The 19,839-nt window shown below is 60.9% G+C and carries 19 protein-coding genes; 14 read left to right on the forward strand and 5 right to left on the reverse strand.

Features of this window, described 5'->3' with window-relative positions; translation table 11 throughout:
* Window positions 1–170 precede the first annotated feature (170 nt).
* Entirely contained in the window at window positions 171–1,277 is a 1,107-nt protein-coding gene (locus OOZ53_RS17645; RefSeq protein ID WP_271091000.1) for a TRAP transporter substrate-binding protein, read from the reverse strand.
* Between the two features lie 264 nt (window positions 1,278–1,541).
* On the opposite strand from OOZ53_RS17645, the gene OOZ53_RS17650 reads away from it, so the two are divergent.
* Window positions 1,542–2,309, forward strand: a complete 768-nt coding sequence (locus tag OOZ53_RS17650) for a gamma-glutamyl-gamma-aminobutyrate hydrolase family protein (RefSeq protein WP_271091001.1) — start codon at window positions 1,542–1,544, stop codon at window positions 2,307–2,309.
* A gap of 19 nt (window positions 2,310–2,328) precedes the next feature.
* On the opposite strand, the gene OOZ53_RS17655 is transcribed toward OOZ53_RS17650, so the two are convergent.
* On the reverse strand, window positions 2,329–3,348 hold the full coding sequence (locus tag OOZ53_RS17655) for a LacI family DNA-binding transcriptional regulator (RefSeq protein ID WP_271091002.1): 1,020 nt from the start codon (window positions 3,346–3,348) through the stop codon (window positions 2,329–2,331).
* A 117-nt stretch (window positions 3,349–3,465) separates the two neighbouring features.
* Window positions 3,466–3,936 (reverse strand): MarR family winged helix-turn-helix transcriptional regulator, encoded by a 471-nt coding sequence (locus tag OOZ53_RS17660; protein ID WP_271091003.1) that lies wholly within the window; start codon window positions 3,934–3,936, stop codon window positions 3,466–3,468.
* Window positions 3,937–4,274: 338 nt separating this feature from the next.
* Between OOZ53_RS17660 and OOZ53_RS17665 the strand changes: the two genes are divergently transcribed.
* The 4 genes from OOZ53_RS17665 (at window position 4,275) to OOZ53_RS17680 (ending at window position 7,606) form a co-directional block, all read left to right on the forward strand.
* Complete coding sequence (locus OOZ53_RS17665; RefSeq protein WP_271091004.1) at window positions 4,275–5,066, forward strand: creatininase family protein; 792 nt, start codon at window positions 4,275–4,277, stop codon at window positions 5,064–5,066.
* Window positions 5,067–5,132: 66 nt separating this feature from the next.
* A complete protein-coding gene (locus tag OOZ53_RS17670) occupies window positions 5,133–6,179 on the forward strand; it encodes a CobW family GTP-binding protein (RefSeq protein ID WP_271091005.1) in 1,047 nt (348 codons plus the stop codon).
* A 7-nt stretch (window positions 6,180–6,186) separates the two neighbouring features.
* Complete coding sequence (locus OOZ53_RS17675; RefSeq protein WP_271091006.1) at window positions 6,187–7,158, forward strand: WD40 repeat domain-containing protein; 972 nt, start codon at window positions 6,187–6,189, stop codon at window positions 7,156–7,158.
* Between the two features lie 16 nt (window positions 7,159–7,174).
* Window positions 7,175–7,606, forward strand: a complete 432-nt coding sequence (locus OOZ53_RS17680) for an ester cyclase (protein ID WP_271091007.1) — start codon at window positions 7,175–7,177, stop codon at window positions 7,604–7,606.
* A gap of 34 nt (window positions 7,607–7,640) precedes the next feature.
* Here the strand turns inward: OOZ53_RS17680 and OOZ53_RS17685 are convergent, their stop codons facing one another.
* Window positions 7,641–8,675 carry a LacI family transcriptional regulator gene (locus OOZ53_RS17685; protein ID WP_271091008.1) on the reverse strand — a complete coding sequence of 345 codons (1,035 nt, stop codon included), beginning with the start codon at window positions 8,673–8,675 and terminating at the stop codon, window positions 7,641–7,643.
* 192 nt (window positions 8,676–8,867) lie between these two features.
* On the opposite strand from OOZ53_RS17685, the gene OOZ53_RS17690 reads away from it, so the two are divergent.
* The 5 genes from OOZ53_RS17690 to OOZ53_RS17710 all read left to right on the forward strand — a co-directional run bounded on the left by OOZ53_RS17690 (window position 8,868) and on the right by OOZ53_RS17710 (window position 13,789).
* Window positions 8,868–10,115 (forward strand): ABC transporter substrate-binding protein, encoded by a 1,248-nt coding sequence (locus OOZ53_RS17690; RefSeq protein ID WP_271091009.1) that lies wholly within the window; start codon window positions 8,868–8,870, stop codon window positions 10,113–10,115.
* Between the two features lie 92 nt (window positions 10,116–10,207).
* A complete protein-coding gene (locus OOZ53_RS17695) occupies window positions 10,208–11,083 on the forward strand; it encodes a carbohydrate ABC transporter permease (protein WP_271091010.1) in 876 nt (291 codons plus the stop codon).
* Window positions 11,080–11,961: a carbohydrate ABC transporter permease gene (locus OOZ53_RS17700; protein WP_271091011.1), complete on the forward strand. Its 882-nt coding sequence runs from the start codon at window positions 11,080–11,082 to the stop codon at window positions 11,959–11,961. Before OOZ53_RS17695 ends, OOZ53_RS17700 begins: the two co-directional genes overlap by 4 nt.
* 3 nt (window positions 11,962–11,964) lie before the next feature.
* The gene (locus OOZ53_RS17705; RefSeq protein ID WP_271091013.1) at window positions 11,965–13,077 is read left to right on the forward strand and encodes an ABC transporter ATP-binding protein; all 1,113 of its coding nucleotides are present in this window, start codon (window positions 11,965–11,967) and stop codon (window positions 13,075–13,077) included.
* 34 nt (window positions 13,078–13,111) lie between these two features.
* Entirely contained in the window at window positions 13,112–13,789 is a 678-nt protein-coding gene (locus OOZ53_RS17710; protein WP_271091015.1) for a D-lyxose/D-mannose family sugar isomerase, read from the forward strand.
* Between the two features lie 293 nt (window positions 13,790–14,082).
* Here the strand turns inward: OOZ53_RS17710 and odc2 are convergent, their stop codons facing one another.
* The gene (gene odc2 / locus OOZ53_RS17715) at window positions 14,083–15,216 is read right to left on the reverse strand and encodes an ornithine/lysine decarboxylase (protein ID WP_271091016.1); all 1,134 of its coding nucleotides are present in this window, start codon (window positions 15,214–15,216) and stop codon (window positions 14,083–14,085) included.
* Window positions 15,217–15,739: 523 nt separating this feature from the next.
* Between odc2 and OOZ53_RS17720 the strand changes: the two genes are divergently transcribed.
* The 4 genes from OOZ53_RS17720 to OOZ53_RS17735 all read left to right on the forward strand — a co-directional run bounded on the left by OOZ53_RS17720 (window position 15,740) and on the right by OOZ53_RS17735 (window position 19,766).
* A complete protein-coding gene (locus OOZ53_RS17720; RefSeq protein WP_271091017.1) occupies window positions 15,740–16,954 on the forward strand; it encodes an amidase in 1,215 nt (404 codons plus the stop codon).
* The gene (locus tag OOZ53_RS17725) at window positions 16,942–17,850 is read left to right on the forward strand and encodes a LysR family transcriptional regulator (protein ID WP_271091018.1); all 909 of its coding nucleotides are present in this window, start codon (window positions 16,942–16,944) and stop codon (window positions 17,848–17,850) included. The genes OOZ53_RS17720 and OOZ53_RS17725 overlap by 13 nt, the downstream gene beginning before the upstream one ends.
* Before the next feature lie 159 nt (window positions 17,851–18,009).
* The gene (locus tag OOZ53_RS17730) at window positions 18,010–18,660 is read left to right on the forward strand and encodes a DUF1007 family protein (protein WP_425499178.1); all 651 of its coding nucleotides are present in this window, start codon (window positions 18,010–18,012) and stop codon (window positions 18,658–18,660) included.
* A complete protein-coding gene (locus OOZ53_RS17735) occupies window positions 18,654–19,766 on the forward strand; it encodes a nickel/cobalt transporter (protein WP_271091021.1) in 1,113 nt (370 codons plus the stop codon). Before OOZ53_RS17730 ends, OOZ53_RS17735 begins: the two co-directional genes overlap by 7 nt.
* Window positions 19,767–19,839 lie beyond the last annotated feature (73 nt).

The following is a 19,839-nucleotide window of genomic DNA, read 5'->3' on the forward strand; positions in this document are numbered from 1 at the left end:
GCACTGTTATGCGCCCTTGCGGCGCAACACTTATTTTGGGTTTGCTTCGCACCGCGTCAAATGAATTCGATTGTGCACTGCACATATCCGTAACCGGTTTCGATACCGCCAAAACTGGCCGAACGCACCGAAACCACGGCACATCTTTCGCACCGGCGTGACCGGGACCGTTACAGGCGCCCCGCTCTTTGCTGCAGCATCAGGAACGTGTCCTGGGCATATTCAGAGATCTGGAACCACAGATAGGCCTCGCCGCGGTAGCTCATATAGGAATCGTGTAGCGCCTTGAAATCCTCATTGTCCTCCGAAAGCTCGGTATAGGTTTCCTTTGCGGCGTTGAAGCAGGCCAGCATGATGTCGCTGGAATAGGGCCGCAGGACTGTTCCGAACTGCACGAGCTCGCGCAGAATAGGCGGATTGAGCGTGTCGTAGCGGGCCATCATGACCGAATTGGCAAGCGCTGACGCCGAGCGGATCGCGGCCTGATAGCTTTTGGGCAGCGCGTTCCACTTTTCGAGATTGATCAGGTTCATGACGGTCACGCCGCCTTCCCACCATCCCGGATAGTAATAGTACTTTGCCACGCGGTTGAGGCCCAGCTTGTCGTCGTCATAGGGGCCGACGAACTCAGCGGCATCGACCGTGCCGTTTTCCATCGCCCCGTAAATGCGCTCGGCCGGCAGGCTGACGGGATTCACGCCGATCTTCCTGACGATCTCGCCACCGAAGCCGCCGATCCGGAACTTGATCCCCTGCATATCGTCCAGCGTATTGATTTCCCTGCGGAACCAACCGCCCATCTGGGCACCGGTATTGCCGGCGGGAAATCCGATAATGTTGAACTTGCTGTAGAATTTGTTGAGCAGATCAAGGCCTCCGCCCTCATAGAGCCAGGCGTTCATCATCCTCTGGTTCAGGCCGAAAGGCACACCCGTTCCGAATGCGAAAGCCGGATCCTTCTCCCAGAAATAGTTGGAGGCGGTGCTTGCAATATCGATCTTGCCTTCCTGAACCGCGTCGAGGCCGTCAAGCGCATTCACCAGTTCGCCGTCCGGAAAGACCTTGATATCGAATTTTCCGTCGGTCAGCTCACGAACGGATTCGGCAAACACTTCCGCTGTGCCGTAAATCGTGTCCAGCAGCTTCGGATAGCCGGACGAAAGCTGCCATGTGATGTTCGGCAGGGACTGCGCCACCGCCGGTGCCGCCAATGCCACCGACGCCGCTGCGCCCGTGCCTGCCACACCCGCCCTCCTGATGAATGAGCGACGGTTCATGCTTGTCCTCCTCTGGGATTTTCGAAAGGCCGGTTTGTCGGAAGCTGGGCCGCGAATCAGACTACACCTTGTTCATGTTCATGCAAATGAATCGCATGGGTATTTTCAACCAACGGAACAATATTTCAAAGCCTGCGAAAGCGCACATCGGCGTACGCCGCATACAGCGCCCCGCACTTGTTACATGTGCCGTAAATCGGCGGTTGCAAGATCGTGCGCATACGCTAAATAGCCCGCAGCCGAGCAACCGATCCGGAGGCTGAAATGCGCAGCGCCATTGTCGCGATCCCTGCCGATACCAGAGAAATGGATGGATATGTCTGGCATGCCAGCCCGTCCCAGTATGCATCAGCCGCCTTCAAGGCCGCGGACGTCATACCGCTGATCGTACCGGCTCTTGGACGCGACCTGTCCGGCTATACCGAGATCGACGAGATCCTCGATCGCGTCGACGGCGTCATGATCAGCGGCGCCCGCAGCAATGTCGGCCCGGAACTCTATGGTCAGGAACCGACGCCGGAGAACGGGCCCTACGATGCGGACCGCGATGCGACGAGCCTGCCGCTGATCCGGCGAACAATCGAAAAGGGCATTCCGCTTCTCGCCATCTGCCGCGGCATCCAGGAGCTTAATGTCGCGCTCGGCGGAACGCTTGCGACCGAAATCCAGGAAACGCCCGGAAATCTGGATCACCGGCGGCCGGAACATGACGATCCCGATATTCGTTTCGGCATCCGCCAGGAAATCGCGGTCGAAAGGGAAAGCTGCCTTTTCGACATACTCCAGGAGGAAACCGCGCAGGTGAATTCGCTGCACCGGCAGGCGATCGGGCAGATCGCGCCCGGTCTGACTATCGAGGCGCGGACCGAAGACGGCGTTATCGAGGCCGTTTCGGTGGACGGTGCCAAGGCCTTTGCCCTCGGCGTCCAATGGCATCCCGAATACTGGGCGCAGTCCGATCACGCATCCTACAGGCTGTTGAAGGCTTTCGGTGACGCCGCGCGCGAATATGCATGGAAGAAACGCGGCTGATCCGGAGTGACTTCGGCAGTCAGGCCTGTTTCAAGGGCGACGTGGACTGGCGGATGCGCATTTCCGGCCGGATAAGATGCAGACCGTCCGCGTCGGAGGATCCGTTGAGCTTGTCGAGAAGCGCGCGGGCGGCCATCCGCCCGACCTCCGCCTGCCCGTTCCAGACCGTGGTCAGCGAAGGCGTCGCGATGGATGCTTCCTCCAGGTCATCATAGCCGGTGACCGAAATATCCTTGCCCGGCACAAGGCCGGCCCGGGCAATTCCGTTCATCAGCCCGATGGCGACGAGGTCGTTCCAGCATACGGCCGCGGTCGGCTTCTGGGGCAGCGACAGGAAATTGACGGCCGCCTCGAACCCGGCTTGCTTCGTGCGCGGCCCGGGTATGCGCAGGTCGGGATCGACCTCGATATTGGCCTTCTGCAAGGCATTGACGTAGCCCTGATAACGGTGCCGCCCGGTGGAGGTCTGATCGGTGCCGCCGACCATCGCGATGCAGCTGTGACCAAGACCGATCAGGTGGTTGGTCGCCAGCGCGATCCCATAGGCATCATCGCCCCGGTAGATCGGCACATCGACCTCGTCGACCGAGCGCGCGATCAGGATTGCCGGCATACCGTTTTCCTCGGCAAGCGCGATATCGCGTTTCGGCGTGCCGATCGCCGGAGACATGATCACGCCGTCGCCGCCAAGCTGCAAAAGGGTCTCGATGAAGTTGCGCTGCTTCTCGACTGAATCATAGTGGTTCGACAAGATGAAGGTCTGCCGGTTGCGGTCGAGCTCGCCTTCGATGGCACGCAGGATTTCGGCATAGAACGGGTTCATGATGTCGTGGACCACGACGCCGATGATGCCAGAGCGCGATGTGCGCAGGCTGGCCGCGCGCCGGTTGTAGATATAGCCGAGGGTCTGTGCCTGTTCCTTGATTTTCTCGCGCGTCGCATCCGCGACAAGCGGGCTGTCGCGCAGCGCAAGGGAGACCGTCGCCGTCGAAAGGCCAAGTGAATCGGCGATCGTCGAGAGTTTGACCTTCTGGCCCAATCAATACCCCTAGAGCAAATCTGGCACCCGGCCGCGACACGGCACGGCTCTGACCGTTTGTTTGTCGGACCGTTTTAAACGAAAACTAAATTTTTTAAAGGGACGAACCGGTCGCGCTCAGCCCAGAGCCGAGGCGATGTTATGTTCGACCTTCTTCAGCAATCGCATCAGCGACTTGACGTCTTTCACGCTGAGTTCCTGCAGCGCAATCTTCTGCGACTTCCTGATCGCCTTGCGAACCGATTTCACGGCATCATGACCGGCTTCGGTCAGATAGACGTGCGACAATCGTGCATCGGTTTCGGATTCTCTTTTGTCGACAAATCCCTGAGCGGCAAGCCGGTTAATCGTTTTGGTCATCGTCGGAGCCCGAACGCCAAGTTGTTCTGCAATTGCCGAGAGCGAAAGCCCGTCATTGGCGTCAAGAGCAAGTATTACGGCATCTTGACCGGCATAAAGACCACAAGAAAGAAGTTGGCGCGATAATAATGTGCGCGAGTATCGAGCTGAAGCAGACAATTGGGAGAAAAGTTCAACCTTTTCCTCATTGTTTTTCTTGTCTTCACTGGATTTATTCTTCTTGGCCATAGCGGCCTCCCTATCCGCCCGAGCTCTTGAGCCATAGTCGGGCAACTAAATTATAACGCCAGACGGCACTATTTCAAAATCCGTCGGCAGTTTTCGAATCCGCTTGCTTCGATTCGTGGCCCGGCCTCTCTTCAGTGCGTCCGGCAAAGGCCCATCTGCGGATTCAATCCGGTAAACCGGCGGCCGGCGACGCAGCATCAAGGCGGTGCCCGGCCAATGGCGTAGCACGCCATGCCGGCAAAGGCGTTGCACAGTGTTTTTCAGGCTGCTACCTGTCGCGGACGCAATCACGCGCCGCTTCTGCAATGACAGATGCGGCGCGCCAGGAGTTTCACCGCATGGTGTTCCCAGCGCGAAATTGGGATGAAAACGACCAGGATCTCGATCCGCAGGAACGGCACGATTGGATCGCTGTTCTACCGCTCGGCGCTCATGAACAACACGGCCCGCATCTGCCCTTCGAGACCGATACCATCATTGCCGACGGCATAGCCGACGCCGTTGCCGGGGCACTGCCGCCTCACCTTCCGGTGACGTTTTTGCCCACCGAGCCTGTCGGCTATTCGATCGAACACATGGACAGCCCCGGAACGCGCAGCCTGGGCTGGCAGGAGGCGGTGGAGCGATGGATCGGCACCGCCGAAATGCTGCACCGGTCCGGTGTCCGCAAGCTCGTGATGCTCAACGCCCATGGCGGAAATGCCCCGCTGATGACGATCGTCGCCACCGAGGCCCGGGTTCGCTTCAACATGCTGGCCGTGGCGACGAGCTGGACGCGCTTCGGCGTTCCGGAGGGCATCGTGACCGCCCGCGAAAAGGCGATCGGCATTCATGCCGGCGAAATCGAGACGTCCGTCATGCTGGCGCTGCATCCGGACCTTGTCGATATCGCGCGCGCCGCCGATTTCGACTCTTTCCAGGAGACGATGGAGCATTCCGCAACGCATTTGCGCGCCTATGGCCCACATGCTTTCGGCTGGAAAATGGCGGACCTGAATCCGGCGGGCGCCACCGGCAATGCGCTTGCGGCGACGGCGGACAAGGGTCGCGCCCTGATCGCCCACAGCGCCCGCGGCCTCGTCGAACTGCTGGAGGATGTCCACAGATTCGACACCGGCCGGCTGCGCTAAACGGCTTGTGACTAGGCGGTCGTGACCATTTGGCCTATATGCGGGATCAGACCACAGGAGCCGCCCATGAGCGAGGCCTACAATCCCATACCCGTTACCGTGTTGACCGGTTATCTTGGATCCGGCAAGACGACCTTGTTGAACCGCATCCTTTCCGAAGACCACGGCAAGCGCTACGCGGTGATCGTCAATGAGTTCGGCGAGATCGGTATCGATAATGACCTGATCGTCGAATCGGACGAAGAAATCTACGAGATGAACAATGGCTGCGTGTGCTGCACGGTGCGCGGCGACCTTATACGGGTCGTCGAGGGACTGATGCGGCGCCCCGGCCGTTTCGACGCGATCGTGGTGGAGACAACCGGGCTTGCCGATCCGGCGCCCGTCGCCCAGACCTTCTTCATGGATGACGACGTGCGCCAGAAGACCCGGCTGGATGCAGTCGTCGCGCTGGTCGATGCCAAGCACCTGCCGCTGCGGCTCAAGGACAGCCGGGAGGCCGAAGACCAGATCGCCTTCGCTGATGTCGTGCTCCTCAACAAGACGGACCTTGTCGGCGAAGACGAGCTGCGCGAGCGCGAACAGGCGATCCGGGCGATCAATCCGTCAGCGCGCATCCATCGTACCGAGCGCGCCGGGATCGGCCTGGATGACGTGCTCGATCGCGGCGCCTTCGATCTGCAGCGCGCACTCGACAACGACCCGCATTTCCTCGATCACGATCATCCGGATCACGTTTGCGGCCCGGACTGCGATCACGATCACGATCATGATCATGATCACCACCACCATCACCACGCGCCGGCCGATATTCATGATGCAACGATCCAGTCGGTTTCCCTGAGGGCCGGCCCGCTCAAGCCGGACCTGTTCTTTCCGTGGATCCAGAAGACGACGCAGATCGACGGACCGAACATTCTTCGGCTCAAGGGGATCATCGCCTTCGACGAAGACGACGAGCGCTATATCGTCCAGGGCATCCACATGCTCGTGGAAGGGGACCATCAGCGTGCGTGGAAACCGGACGAGAAACGTGAAAGCCGCATCGTGTTCATCGGCCGCGATCTCGACCACGAAAAGCTCAAGCGCACATTTGAAGCCTGCCAGGCGTAAAGTTTCGATGCCGACCATCGCTCCGCTCCACCTCGACGGTCACTGTGTCGCCGCAAACTTTATTGGCGCGGTTCCGTTCTTCGCGCTTGCCGACGGCTCCCTGCACTGGCTCGATCACGGCGGCAAATCCGCAGACATTCATGACGGGCTGTTGTGCGCAACCCGCGACTGGCAGGGCCGGTCACTGCTGACCGGCGGCGAGGACGGCAAGATCGTCCGCACGACGTCCGACGGCGGCAGTGAGATCCTGGCGGACAATGCCGGCAAGTGGATCAACTGCATCGCCGCCGGGCCGCAGGACGCGGTGGCGTTTTCAACGGGTCGCTCCACAATTGTGCGCAAAGCCGATGGAACCCTGTCAGAGTTTCAGGAAGAGCGCACGGTCGAGGGGCTCGCCTTCGCGCCGAAGGGCCTGCGCATCGCCGCGACGCGCTACAATGGCGTTTCGCTTCACTGGGCCGGCATCCAGGCACCGGCGGTGGATCTGGACTGGAAGGGCGCACACACCCAGGTGATCTTTTCGCCCGATGGCAACTATGTCGTCTCAAGCATGCAGGAGAATGCGCTGCATGGCTGGCGTCTCAGCGACGGCAAACACATGCGCATGTCCGGCTACCCTTCCAAGGTCAAATCGCTGAGCTGGAGCGCCAGGGGCAAATGGCTTGCCTCCTCCGGCGCGCCGGCCGCGGTCGTCTGGCCGTTCTCGGGCAAGGACGGGCCGATGGGAAAGGCGCCCCTCCAGCTCGGCAAGCGCGACGAAGCCGTCACCTGTGTCGCCTGCCACCCGACCGATGATGTCGTTGCCATCGGCTATGGCGACGGCACCATCCTTGCCGCAAGCTTTCCGGAGGGGAAGGAAGCCACGCTGCGGCGCAGCGGCAAAGGCGCAGTCAGTTCAATGCAGTGGAACGACAAGGGCGTGCAACTCGCTTTTGGTACGGAAAGCGGCGATTGCGGTATCATAGACCTGACGGCCTGAACGCGGAGGACCGGCGATGAACACAACACCCGCCCAGCTCATAGAGCGATTTTACCACGAGGTCTGGAACACCGGCGACGAGGACGTCGCGCGGCAGATCCTGCACAAGGATTTCGTCTTTCGCGGCTCCCTCGGTTCCGAACGCAACGGGCCTGAAGGTTTCATCGACTATCTGCGTGCCGTGCGCGGTTCGCTGCCGGACTTTGTCTGCAACATTCAGGAGATCGTGACGGAAGGTCACCGGGCGGTCGCACGCATGGAATTTGTCGGGACCCACGGCGGAACATTTTACGGCGTGCCGCAGACCGGCGCGAAAATCACCTGGGCCGGCGCCGCATTCTTCACAACCGACGGACGGCAGATAACCGAATTGTGGGTTCTGGGTGACATCGATGCGGTCAAGCGCCAGCTTGGGCTTCAGGACGGTGGCGATTTTTCGGCCGGTTGACTGACCGGCACACGTTTTCAGGCAGGTGCCGCGATCAGGAATGATAAAAGTCGGCGACAGGCCGCTGGATGGTCTGTCCGGGCCTGTCGGCGCCCGCCAGCAGTTGCAGAAGCTGCCTGCCCATCAGATATCCGGCCTCCTCGATATCCTCGAAAATCCGGTCGATGGTCGGATCGATCTGACTCAGGATCTGCGAGCTTGATTTGACCACGACCTCATAGGCGTCGCCGCGCAGCTTGCCGGCCGAGCGGAAGGCGCTCATGACGGCAAGATAGGAGGCCTCACCCGGACACACGAAACCGTCGGGCGCGTCATCCCGGGTCGCCAGCCCGCTTGCCCACGCGTTGATCTCGTCCATCGGGCTGATCAGCGAAACCTCTTCGGGGATGACATAGTCGAGACCCATCTTGCGCACCGCACGCATCAGCCCGTACTGCATGTGCTGGCTGAAGGTGAAACGGTCCGGCGGCTTGATCATGCAGATCTTGCGGCAGCCCTTTTCCGCCAGCCGCGTCGCCGCGAGATAGGCGAACTCCTCATTGTCGAAATCGACAAAGGAATGGCTGTGGCTGAACTCCGTGCGGCCGTGCGAGACGAAATGAAAATCGTTCTCGATCAGGAAGCGGACCCGCTGATCGAAAGGACTTGTCCGCGAGATCACCACGCCGTCAGCAAGATTGTTCTTGACGATGTGGTCGATAGGCGCCTTCGGATCGTCCTCGAATGCCGGCGTGATCGTCAGATGGTAGCTCGTGCCCCGGATCGCGCGGGTCAGGCCGCCGATCAGTGAGTTGCCGAACACCAGCAATTCGTCATGCGGATCGAGGATCAGGCTGATGACCCTGGTCTTCCCGGTGCGTAAGCGCTGGGCTGCCCTGTCGGGAACATAACCGATCCGCTCGGCGATTTCGGCGACCCGCCTGCGCGTGTCCAGGGCGATCTTCGGGTCGTCCGACAAAGCCCGCGACACCGTGGTGACCGCCAGTCCCGCCGCCTCGGCCACCGTCTTGAGGGTCGGCCGCTTGCTCGTCTGCCGGGCGCGACTGATCTGCTGAACTTCCCGGTTCATAAGCGATTGCTCCCTTGGTCTCTCGGACCTTATCATTATTGCAACGTTTTAAATATTGTTTTCTTGTTTTTCCAAAATTATTCCATCTATTTAATTTAATTTGGTTTTTCGGAAAAATCAATTTCCGGATTGACATATACCGTATTTATAACGTTATAAATAGCTTCTGATTTAGTCGCATGGGAGGAAAAAATGAAACGTATACATGCACTCAAGGTAACCGCATCCGCCGCGGTTCTTGCAGCAATGATGGGCACCGCCGTCGCCGAAGAAGTTGAAGTGCTTCACTGGTGGACATCGGGCGGCGAAGCAGCGGCCCTCAACGTCCTGAAGGACGATCTCGAAGGCAAGGGCGTCACATGGGCCGACATGCCGGTGGCCGGCGGTGGCGGCGAAGCAGCGATGACCGCACTGCGCGCCCGCGTTACGGCCGGAAACGCGCCGACTGCCGTTCAGATGCTCGGTTTCGACATCAAGGACTGGGCCAATGAGGGCGTCCTCGGCAATCTGAACGAAGTCGCGGCTGCTGAAGGCTGGGATACGGTCGTCCCCGAGGCTCTGCAGTTCTTCTCCAAGCATGACGGCAACTGGATCGCAGCGCCGGTGAACGTTCATTCGACCAACTGGGTTTGGATCAACAAGGCCGCGCTTGATGCAGCGGGCGGCAAGGCGCCGGCCAGTTGGGAAGAGCTCGTCGCGGTTCTCGACGCCATGAAGGCAAACGGCATCACGCCGCTCGCCCATGGTGGACAGGCCTGGCAGGACGCCACCATTTTCGATGCCGTCGTCCTCAGCCTGGGCAACGACTTCTACAAGGCGTCCATGATCGACCTCGACGAAGAGGCGCTGGGCGGACCGAAGATGGTCGAGGCGTTCGACCGCATGGCCAAGCTGCGCTCCTATGTCGATGACAACTTCTCGGGACGCGACTGGAACCTGGCTTCCGCCATGGTCATCAACGGCGAAGCCGGCATGCAGATGATGGGCGACTGGGCCAAGGGCGAATTCCTCAAGGCCGACCAGGTACCCGGCAAGGATTTCGTCTGCATCCGTTTCCCGGGAACGCAAGGCTCGGTCACCTTCAACTCCGACCAGTTCGTCATGTTCGACATCGATGAAGGCAAGGACAGCCAGAAGGCGATGGCCTCATCGGTCATGAACCCGGCGTTCCAGTCCGCATTCAATGTCGTCAAGGGCTCGGTTCCGGCACGCACGGATGTTCCCGACGCCGATTTTGACGATTGCGGCAAGAAAGGCATGAAGGACCTCGCCGAAGCCGGCGCCGGCGGATCGCTCTACGGATCCATGGCCCACGGCCATGCCGTTCCGGCCTCGGTGAAGAACGCCATGTACGATGTCGTCACCGCACACTTCAACGGCGAGTACGATTCGGCAACCGCTGCCGAGGAACTCGTCAACGCGGTTGAAGCGGCCAAATAGGTCTCTCCCGGACGCGACCGGCAAATAAACGGATGCGTCGAAAGGATTGGCGGGCGCTTGCCTGCCAATCCTGATTTACGGAAATTGTTTCCATGCGAGACCGTCTTCAAAACTGGCTGCCGCGCATCGTACTGGCGCCGAGCTTCTTCCTGATCTTGTTTTTCGTCTACGGATTCATCGTCTACACGGGATATCTGTCGACGACGAACTCGCGCATGCTGCCCTCGAACGAATTCATCGGCCTGTCGAACTACGTCAAGCTGTTCGGGCTCAGCCACTGGGAGACGGCACTCACCAATCTTGCCATTTTCGGCATTCTCTATATCGGCATCAGCTCCGTGCTCGGCCTGGCGCTCGCCATTCTCCTGGACCAGAAGATCAGGGCCGAGGGAATCATCCGTCCGATCTATCTCTATCCCATGGCGCTGTCCTTCATCGTGACGGGCACCGCCTGGAAGTGGTTCCTCGATCCCGGCATCGGCCTTGAACACACGCTTCACCAATGGGGCTGGGAGAGCTTCCATTTCGACTGGATCAAGAACCGCCATTTCGCGATCTACACGGTTGTCATCGCCGCTGTCTGGCAGTCGTCCGGCTTCGTCATGGCCATGTTCCTTGCCGGCCTGCGCGGCGTCGACAACGAGATCATCAGGGCCGCGCAGATCGACGGCGCATCGGGCTGGAGGATCTACCGCCGTATCATCATCCCGATGATGCGCCCGGTTTTCCTGTCGGCCTTCGTGGTGCTCGCCCACCTGGCGATCAAGGCCTATGACCTTGTCATCGCGCTGACCGGCGGCGGACCGGGTCGGGCCACCGAACTGCCGGCGACCTTCATGTATTCCTACACCTTCACCCGCAACCAGATGGGCGTCGGCGCATCATCGGCGATTATCATGCTGATCATGATCTTCTCGATCATCGTGCCCTATCTCTACAGCGAATTGCGCAGCGAGGGCCGGCGATGAGCATTCCCTCCCAGGACAACGCCATTCAGGGCAGCCGGCTGATCAGGGCGCTGATCTACACGGTCCTGATCGTCTTCGTGATCTACTACCTGCTGCCGCTCTACGTGATGCTGGTCAACTCCTTCAAGCCGCTGGAGGAAATCCGCGGCGGCGACATGCTGTCCCTGCCGGATCAGTGGACCATCGCCCCGTGGCTTTCGGCCTGGAGCACCGCGCAGATCGGCGTCGAACCGACGGGCCTGCGGCCCTATTTCTGGAACTCGATCATGATGGTGGTACCGGCCGTCGCCATATCGACGGTCCTCGGCGCCCTCAACGGCTATGTGCTGACCAAATGGCAGTTCCGCGGCCACGGCATCGTCTTCGGCATGCTGCTTCTCGCCTGCTTCATCCCGTTCCAGATCGTCTTGATCCCGATGGCGCGGGTCCTTGGCTTCCTCGGTATCGCCGGAACTACCGGCGGTCTCGTCCTCGTCCACATGGTCTACGGGCTCGGCTTCACCACGCTTTTCTTCCGCAACTACTACGCCGCCTTCCCGACGGAACTTGTGCGCGCGGCACAGATCGACGGGGCCGGATTCTTCACCATTTTCTGGCGCATACTGGTGCCGAGCTCAGCGCCGATCGCGGTGGTGACGATCATCTGGCAGTTCACCAATATCTGGAACGACTTCCTGTTCGGCTCGTCATTCGCCGATTTCGATTCCGTGCCGATGACCGTTGCGCTGAACAATCTGGTCAGTTCCTCGACCGGCGTGAAGGAATACAACGTCCACTTTGCCGGCGCCGTTCTGGCGGCGCTGCCGACCCTCGTCGTCTACATTGTTTCCGGACGTTATTTTGTGCGCGGTCTCATGGCCGGCGCAGTCAAAGGATAGATCATGGCGTCTTTGACCATCGAAAATCTCCACAAGTCTTACGGCAGTGTCGAAGTGCTCAAGGGCATCGACATTGAAATCGAGGACGGCGGCTTCCTTGTGCTGGTCGGCCCTTCGGGCTGCGGCAAGTCCACGCTCTTGAACACCATCGCCGGCCTCGAGGACATCACCAGCGGCGACATCCGCATCGGCGATCGCTCGGTCGCCGGGCTGCATCCATCCAAGCGCGACATCGCCATGGTCTTCCAGTCCTACGCGCTCTATCCGAACATGTCGGTCGCGCAAAACATCAGCTTCGGCATGGAGATCCGCGGCATCGACAAGGCAAGCCGCGAAAAGGCCATCCGCGACGTCGCCGACATGCTGCAGATCGGCCAGCTTCTCGACCGCAAGCCGAGCCAGCTCTCCGGCGGCCAGCGCCAGCGCGTCGCCATGGGGCGCGCCCTTGTGCGCGATCCGATGGTCTTCCTGTTCGACGAACCGCTCTCCAATCTCGATGCCAAGCTGCGCGTCGACATGCGCACCGAGATCAAGCGGCTGCACCAGCGCATGGGTACCACCATCGTGTATGTCACCCACGACCAGATCGAGGCCCTGACCCTGGCCACCAAGATCGCGGTTCTCAAGGACGGCATCCTGCAGCAATTCGGCACGCCGGCGGAAATCTACAACGATCCGAGCAACATGTTCGTCGCCGACTTCATGGGCTCACCCTCGATGAACCTGATCGAGGCGACCGTCGCAAAGAACGGTTCGGACCACGCCATTGAGCTCGAATCCGCCGACGGATCGAGCCTTTCACTGCCGGTCAACGGCCTTGCGTCACTTGCCGACTACGCCGGCCGCAAGATCGTTTTCGGCATCCGGCCCGAGGCGCTGACCGATCCGGAAGGCGCCGACCGGAACGAGACCCGTGTGGTCGAGCAGTCCTGCCTGATCGAGGTCGTCGAACCTGCCGGCTCCGATACCTTCGCGGTCACGCGGCTCGGCGGCAAGGAAGCCATCGCCCGGCTGCGCGCCGATGCCAAGATCGAGCCGAACCAGCAGGCGCGGCTGGCTTTCAACATGGCCAAGGCGGTGTTCTTCGACCCCGAATCCACCAATCGCATTCACTAGAGCAAATCATTGGCCGCGAGCGGCGGGAAAGACGATGAAACGGTCTCAGATCAATGAAATCCTTGCGCGCGGCGACGCGTTCTTCCGCTCCTTCGGCTATGTGCTGCCGCCCTTTGCCTATTGGAGCCCCGACGCGATGCGGGCACCCGAAGCCGCGATGATCGTCGAGCGCGGCATGGGCTGGGACATCACCGATTACGGACAGGGAAAGTTCGACGAACTCGGCCTGTTCCTGTTCACGGTCCGCAATGGCGATCCGGCCGATCTCGGATCCGGCAGCGGCATGCTCTATGCGGAAAAGATCATGATCTCCCGCAAGGATCAGCTCAGCCCCATGCACCGCCACATCGTCAAGGCCGAGGACATCATCAATCGCGGCGGCGGCAAGCTGGTCCTGGAACTCTTCCAGTCGGCGCCGGATGGTTCCATCGACCGGCACAGCGATGTCAGCGTTCCGGTCGACGGACGCATGCGCACGCTCGCCGCAGGCGGCCATCTCAAGCTCGATCCCGGCGAGAGCGTAACGCTGATGCCGAGCGTCTGGCATGCCTTCTGGGGTGAAGGCGACGACGTCCTCATCGGCGAGGTCTCCACGGTCAATGACGACCGCACGGACAATGTCTTCGAAATGCCGATCCCCCGCTTCACCACCGTGGAGGAAGACGTGCCACCGGTTCACCTGCTGGTGTCGGACTACGAGAATTTGGGCTGAGTTGTCCTTTTAATTTGCGCTCACGGCCGCACGCCGCTGCGCGGCTGGCCTGCGCGGGCGCGCCGCATAAGCGGCGACGGCCGGTCGGCCTTGCGAAGCCTGCGGCTTCGGGTTCTTTTCCCATGACAAGCTGTACAGGGGAAAGGACTACGGTGCGCAGCACCGCAAGCGCGACCGCGCGGCGGCCACGGCGGGTTTACCCGCCGGTATTGGCCGCCCCCGCGGAGCATAGGCCCGACAGGGCCGCTCATGCGTGAGCGCAAACAAATGCGCGGCGCGCCGCGTGAGAACAATCAGATCACATAGCTCCGCAGCGGCTCGAAGCCGTTGAACGCGACGGACGAATAGGTCGTCGTGTAGGCGCCCGTGCCTTCGATCAGCACCTCGTCGCCGATGGTCAGCGAAACGGGAAGCGGATAGGGCGTCTTCTCATAGAGAACGTCGGCGCTGTCGCAGGTCGGGCCGGCAAGAACGCAGGGCTCGGCGCGGTCATCGTCGCGTGCCGTACGGATCGGATAGCGGATGGCTTCGTCCATCGTCTCGGCGAGACCGCCGAACTTGCCGATGTCGAGATAGACCCACCGCACATTGTCGTTGTCGGCCTTGCGCGATACCAGCACCACTTCCGCCTTGATGACGCCGGCATTGCCCACCATGCCCCTGCCCGGTTCGATGATCGTCTCCGGGATGCGGTTGCCGAAATGCCGGCTAAGCGCCTCGAAGATCGCCTGGCCATAAGCCTCGGCCGCCGGAACGTCCTTCAGGTACCGGGTCGGGAAGCCGCCGCCCATATTGACCATCCGCAGCACGATCCCGTCTTCGGCGAGATCATCGAATACGCGGCGCGCATCGGCCAGAGCGCTGTCCCAGGCATCGAGGTCCGTCTGCTGCGAGCCGACATGGAAGGAAACGCCAAAGGCTTCCAGGCCCAGCGCATGGCCGTGGCGCAACACATCGCAGGCCATATCCGGCACACAGCCGAATTTGCGCGACAGCGGCCACTCGGCGCCCTCGCCGTCCGTCAACACACGGCAGAAGAAGCGTGACCCGGGCGCAGCGCGGGCAACCTTCTCGACCTCTTCCTTGCTGTCGACGGCAAACATCGTCACGCCGAGCGAGAAGGCGCGGGCGATATCCCGCTCCTTCTTGATCGTATTGCCGAAGGAAATGCGCTCCGGCGTCGCGCCGGCCTCCAGCGCCATCTCGACCTCGGTGATCGAGGCCGCATCGAAATTCGATCCCATCGAAGCGAGCAGGCGCAGGATTTCCGGCGCGGGATTGGCCTTGATGGCGTAATAGATCGCGCTGTCCGGCAGCGCTCGGCGAAAGGCGGTGAAATTGTCGCGCACGACGTCAAGATCGACGACGAGGCAAGGCCCGTCCGGTCGTCGCGTGTTCAGAAAGTCGATAATGCGTTCAGTGGTCATCGGTTTCTCCCAACAACCCGGATTGCTCCGGATGACAAAGGGCATACGATCACTGGCCATGGAGCCGATTGGTGGAAACACCGGTTCCGCAACGAATGGTCGATGCGACGATGGAACCGCGTACCCGAAGGGTTCGCGAATTCCGCTTTGTCTGCCTTGGATTGGTTGGGAGACCCAGCCGCACTTCCGGCAATGAAGGTGTGCCTCTGCAGTAACCCCGGCCTTTGGACAGCCGGCAGACACCATAAAGGCCCGCACCGTCGTTGCTTCAAGATGTCCTCGATTTGACGGTTGGCCGGCAAACCGACTGGAGGGGTTAATTCCAGGTACCTTACCGATTTCCTCACCTTATCGAGGGTCGGCGGACACCCACAGGCACGTGCGACTTTGGGCAGCTGCGGACATAAGGCGTCACGCTGTCACAATCAAGCGGTTTTTTGCCCAAGATACTATGGACAAAGGCCCGCTTTTGTAAAAAATGAACGATCTTGGCATCCGGGTTCAATATCTTGAGACAATTGACATGAATCTCGTTCAAAGCGACCCGTTCAACGCGTTTATCGAAACCGGCGGTCCGGCCATACCTGCCGGGTCCGAAGGGCCGCTTGCGGGCTGCAGACTTGCGGTCAAGGACATATTCGATGTTGCCGGACACATCACCGGCCGCGGCAATCCGCACTGGCGCGATGAAAGCGAGCCCGCCGCCGCCACGGCTCCCGCAGTCCAGACGCTGCTCGACGCGGGCGCACAGTTCATCGGCAAGACCCAGACGGACGAGTTCGCCTTCTCGCTGAACGGCCACAACGCCCACTACCCGCAGCCGGTGAATCCGGCCGCGCCTGAACGGATCACCGGAGGCTCGTCATCGGGATCGGTCGCCGCCGTTGCAGCCGGCCTTGCCGATATCGCCACCGGCTCGGATACCGGCGGATCGATCCGAGCGCCGGCATCCTATTGCGGCCTGGTCGGCCTGCGCACCACGCATGGGCTGATTTCCCTTGATGGAACCATGCCCCTCGCACCGAGCTTCGACACATTCGGCTGGTTCGCCCGCAACACCGATCTGTACATAACCGTTGCCGAACTGCTGCTGCCCGCCTCGGATTTCACGGCATCGCGGCTTCTGCGCATTCCGGAACAGGAGGCCATGCTGGCCGGCACGACGGAACAGAACGCCTATGCGGACGCGCTACGCCTTGTCCAGGACGTGGTCGGTGGCGCAACCGGATTGCAACTGACCGCACTTGATATCGAGGAACGCTACTGGTGCCTGCGAAAACTGCAGGCCCGCGAGGCCTGGGAATCACACGGCGCATGGATCAGCGCCGCGGAACGCAATCTCGGCCCGGGCGTCAGGGAACGCTTCGCCTTCGGCACCACGATCGACGATGAAACCGTCAATTCGGAGACCGCCAAGCGGACCGCGCTGACAGACGAACTGGCCGATCTCATCGGCAATGACGGTCTGGTCGTCATGCCGACGGTTCCAGGCGCCGCACCGCTCGCCGCCGCCTCGTTCGAGGACATCCAGGATTACCGCGAGCGCGCTATCCGATTGCTTTGCCTGTCGGGCCTGACGGGATTTCCGCAACTCACCTTGCCGGTCGCCTCCGTCGACTGCGCGCCCTTCGGAATTTCACTGATGGGGCCGAAAGGCTCGGACCGGTCGCTGCTCGACATCGGCAGGAAGATTATCGACCGGGCGTCCGAAAACGGGACAGATCCATGGACACGCTGACACGCATACGCGCATTCATCGACGTTGTGGAAGCGGAGGGCTTCTCCGCGGCGGCGCGCAGGAACGGCCGTTCCAAGGCGCTGCTTTCGAAATATGTGCGCGAACTTGAGGACGATCTCGGCGCGCTGCTGCTCAACCGCACGACACGGCAGTTCTCGCTCACCGAAGCCGGACACACCTATTATCGCTCCGCCTCCGACATCCTGAAGGAGATCGACAATCTCGCCGACCTGGTGCGCGAAACGAGCCGCGACCTGAAAGGCACGGTGCGCGTCTCCGCGCCGCGAACCTTCACCGATGCCGATATCGGTCAGTCAATGATCGATTTCGCGATGGAAAATCCCGAGATCAAGCTCGAGATCACCTCCGACGACCGATTTGTCGACCTTGTCGAGGAAGGCTTCGACGTCGCCATCCGCATCACGCGGCTGGCCGATTCCGGCCTGATCGCCCGCAAGCTGGCGCCCTTCAAGGCCTATGTCTGCGCCAGCCCGGACTTCCTGCAACGCTATCCCGGTCTCAAGGAACCGGCAGACCTCGTCGACGTGCCCTGCATCATGGACACCAATGCCCGTTCTCTCAACAACTGGCACTTCCGGGGCAAGGACGACGCGACGGAAACAGTCACCGTGAAAGGCCCCATCGAGGTCAACAGCCCGACTGCCAGCATGAAGGCCGTGCGTGCCGGTCTCGGCGTGTCCATGCTGCCGGATTTCGTCGTATGGCCGCTGCTCAAAAGCGGTGAGATCGTCACATTGTTCGAGGACCGGGTGCCGGATGGTGCGGCTATTTACGCCGTCTACCCGCATCGCCGCTACCTGCCGGCCAAGGTCCGCGCCTTCGTCGATTACCTCGCGGTCTGGTTCAAGCAATATGGTGGATATTGCGACCGTTAAGCGCCATATCGGAACCAGCAACGACTGCGATTCCAATGGGTGGGCAATTGCGGTAAAGTGACAACGCACGGATTCGGAAGCGGAAATGTCACGCCAGTCCAATTCCGGCCCAATTCTTCAGGCATGGGGCAAGACCGAACGGGAACCCGACCGACGATGATCCGAAGTGTCAGCATAAAACGACTGGGGCTTGCCTGCGCATTTACGACCGCGACAGCGTCGGCGGCGTTTTCGCATCCGCATGTTTTTGCCGAGGCGCGGATGGAAGTGATGATCGACGATCGGGAAACGGTGCGCGAGTTGCGGCATGTGTGGCGGTTCGACGAACTGTTCTCCGCCACGGTCATGCTTGAGTTCGATGCCAATGCCAATCTGAAGCTTGAACCGGAAGAGCTCGCCGAGGTCGGCAGGATCGTGCACGCCTCGCTCGCCGATTTCGACTACTACACATCCATCATCCACAATGGCAGGGACATCGGCATCCTCGCGCCGGATGGAATCAATGTCGATTTCCGGGACGGTCAACTCCTGATGTTCTTTGCCGTGCAGCCCGAGGGTGGCCTGTCGCTGGACGGAACGACGAGCTTCGGCGTCTATGATCCGACAATGTATACGGCGATCGACTTCCTCAATGACTCGGATTTGGTGGTTGCCGGCAACACGAATGGCTGCAAGAGCGCGGTGGTGCGCCCCGATGTGGATGAAATCCTCGCCCAGAATCAGGAATCGCTGACCGAAGCCTTCTTCAACGATCCGGCAGGCAACGATTTTTCCAAGTTCTTTGCAACACGGCTCGAGCTGAAATGCTGACAACCCGTTTTCGGTTCACTGCCCTTGCCGCGTTGTGTGTGTGCCTTCTTGCGCCGCTTGTTTCGCCTGCCCTCGCGCAGTCGTCCCTGGGCATCGGCTCCGCAGAGCCCGGTTTCCAGGCGACCGGCACATTCGGTTCCTGGTTCGGCTGGATCAACACACAGCAGCAATCCTTCTACCGCGCGCTATCGGGCACGCTTCAGGCCATGCGCGAGGATCCGCAAAAGCTGTGGCTGCTTATTGGTCTGTCCTTCGCCTATGGCGTCTTTCACGCCGCCGGACCGGGGCACGGCAAGGCCGTCATCTCTTCCTATGTAATCGCCAATGAACAGACCCTGCGTCGCGGCGTCGTCATCTCTTTCCTGGCGGCATTGATGCAGGGCACGGTCGCTATTCTCATCGTCGGCGTGACCTATTTCGCACTGCGCGGCACCGGCATTTCCATGACGGAGGCGACCCATACACTGGAAATCGCAAGCTATGCGCTGATCGCCGGATTTGGTGGCTGGCTCCTCTACCGCAAGCTGCGGCCCGCCGCACGCAAGGTGGCGCGGGAGGTTCACCTGAGTGCCGGCACCCCGCTGTCATCCCATGCCCCGGCTCTGGCCCATGCCCATGCCCATGCGCACCGGCATGACCACCATGGGCACGATCACCATGATCATCATCACCACCATCATGGGCATGATCACCACGATCGTCATCACCATGACCATGGCCCGGACGGCGTCTGCCCGACCTGCGGCCATTCCCACGCACCCGATCCCGCGCTCCTGCAGGCTGAGAAACTGGAGCTGCGCGAAGCCTGGTCGGCGATCGTCGCGATTGGCCTGCGGCCCTGTTCCGGCGCCTTGATCGTCCTGACTTTCGCGCTCCTCAACGGCCTTTATCTCGGCGGCTTCCTGTCGGTCCTGGCCATGTCCATCGGCACCGCGATCACCGTCTCCATTCTCGCGACGCTGGCGGTTGTCGCCAAAAACACCGCCGTGCGGTTTGCCTCCAGCGAGTCGGCCGCATCAAGGATCGGCGGCGCCATCGAGATCGCCGGCGCGACTCTTGTTCTCGTGCTTGGGCTTGTTCTTCTGATGGCCGCATTGCAGGCTTAAGGGTACTCTCGCTCCCCTGAACCACCCTGCACTGTCAGGAGTGTTGCCGGGCGATACCAACCATTGGTGGCGC

It is taken from the genome of Allohoeflea poritis, from assembly GCF_027889715.1.
Classification (GTDB): domain Bacteria; phylum Pseudomonadota; class Alphaproteobacteria; order Rhizobiales; family Rhizobiaceae; genus Hoeflea_A; species Hoeflea_A poritis.